This window comes from Candidatus Brocadia sapporoensis, from assembly GCF_001753675.2.
GTDB lineage: Bacteria > Planctomycetota > Brocadiia > Brocadiales > Brocadiaceae > Brocadia > Brocadia sapporoensis.
On sequence record NZ_MJUW02000004.1, the window covers coordinates 1 to 1281 of the forward strand.

Genomic DNA, 1281 nt, shown 5'->3' on the forward strand with positions numbered 1-1281 from the left:
GCCAGTCTGGACTGCCCCGAAGTGAATTTGAATCATGAGTTTACAATGCCTAACTGGGAAGAGAATGGGTGACCCTTTATGCACCCAAGCAGGGGGTTGAATTGCCATTCGATTATTATGGAATCGTCTATCTTAAGATGGACGAGGCGGGCGCATAGAAGCAGGACCTCAAGCAGGAACTTATGGAGGCAAAGATTTTAACCGATCTGCCTGGGGCGGTCGGTGGCTAACAGGTGCATCAAGTTCGTGCACTGCGCGCTTCGGAAACAAATCCACTCAAGACAGACAGCCTTCGGCTGCTGCTCAGCGGAGTCGTTAGGCAAATAAAAATATATAAAAAGCGATTCTATTGTATTATAATATATCCGATGAGCAAACATGAAAAACTTCTTGTTCAAATTCTACGTGGAACTTCGGATGCAAATATTCCTTTTGATGGATTATATAGTTTGTTGAAACATATAGGGTTTGAAGAGAGAATTAAAGGTAGTCATCATATATTTACAAAGCATGGTGTTGAAGAGATACTCAATTTACAACCTAAAGGTACGAAATCAAAGCCTTATCAGGTTAAACAGGCTCGCATGTGATATTAAAATATAAATTAAGAGAACAGAGAAATGAGTAAATACAAATATGAAGTGATTATATACTGGAGCGAAGAGGATCCGGCATTTATTGCAGAAGTACCAGAGTTACCCGGGTGTGCAGCAGATGGAGACACATATCAGAAAGCTCTTAGCAAGGTTGAAGTCGTTATACAGGAGTGGATAGAAACTGCAAAAGAATTAGGTCGCCCTATTCCTGAGTCAAAAGGTAGATTGGTCTTTGCATACAAGAATATTTTTAATGCCTAACAAAGCACTCGTGCGGATGACGTTCTGCCACTGCACAGTTCAATCATTGTACGCCGAAATTACAAGAACCATGAAAATAATCAAATCTGATGGAATGACACCCACCGAAAGACTGCTCGCAGATCTTTGTGATCGCACTTTCCTAAAGCTATGGAGTTATCCCAATCCATTTAAAGAAGACAAGAATGAACTCAGAAGAAAACAGGGTTACCCATTATGCTCTACCAACCGCTAACCATCCGGTAATAGGTTTGGCTTGCGGATGGAAAGCCAAAAGCCTGTAAAGCCTGGTGATGGAGCGAAAAAAGTGGTATAATTCACATTAGGTGAAATATCCAAAAACGTTGGGCCATTTATTTGAAAGATTTCGTAACTATTCAGCGTACATTCGCTCACAAACACTATGAGTGAACAAAATATTGAT

The 1281-nt window shown here is 40.7% G+C and carries 2 protein-coding genes and 1 pseudogene; 2 read left to right on the plus strand and 1 reads right to left on the minus strand.

Translation table 11 applies throughout. The annotated features are described in order from the left end of the window. The first annotated feature begins 368 nt into the window (after positions 1-368). Both BIY37_RS00080 and BIY37_RS00085 read left to right on the plus strand, forming a co-directional pair. Positions 369-628: pseudogene (locus BIY37_RS00080) on the plus strand (type II toxin-antitoxin system HicA family toxin). After that, positions 621-857 (plus strand): type II toxin-antitoxin system HicB family antitoxin, encoded by a 237-nt coding sequence (locus BIY37_RS00085; protein ID WP_070065818.1) that lies wholly within the window; start codon positions 621-623, stop codon positions 855-857. Before BIY37_RS00080 ends, BIY37_RS00085 begins: the two are co-directional and overlap by 8 nt. A 231-nt stretch (positions 858-1088) precedes the next feature. Here BIY37_RS00085 and BIY37_RS13720 read toward each other — a convergent pair. Further along, positions 1089-1281: hypothetical protein (locus BIY37_RS13720; protein ID WP_230402385.1), on the minus strand; the 193-nt coding region annotated here is incomplete at its 5' end.

Bases quoted from the DNA above. Each gene is read 5' to 3' on its own strand.
- BIY37_RS00085 (WP_070065818.1), top strand. From the start codon at position 621: ATGAGTAAATACAAATATGAAGTGATTATATACTGGAGCGAAGAGGAT.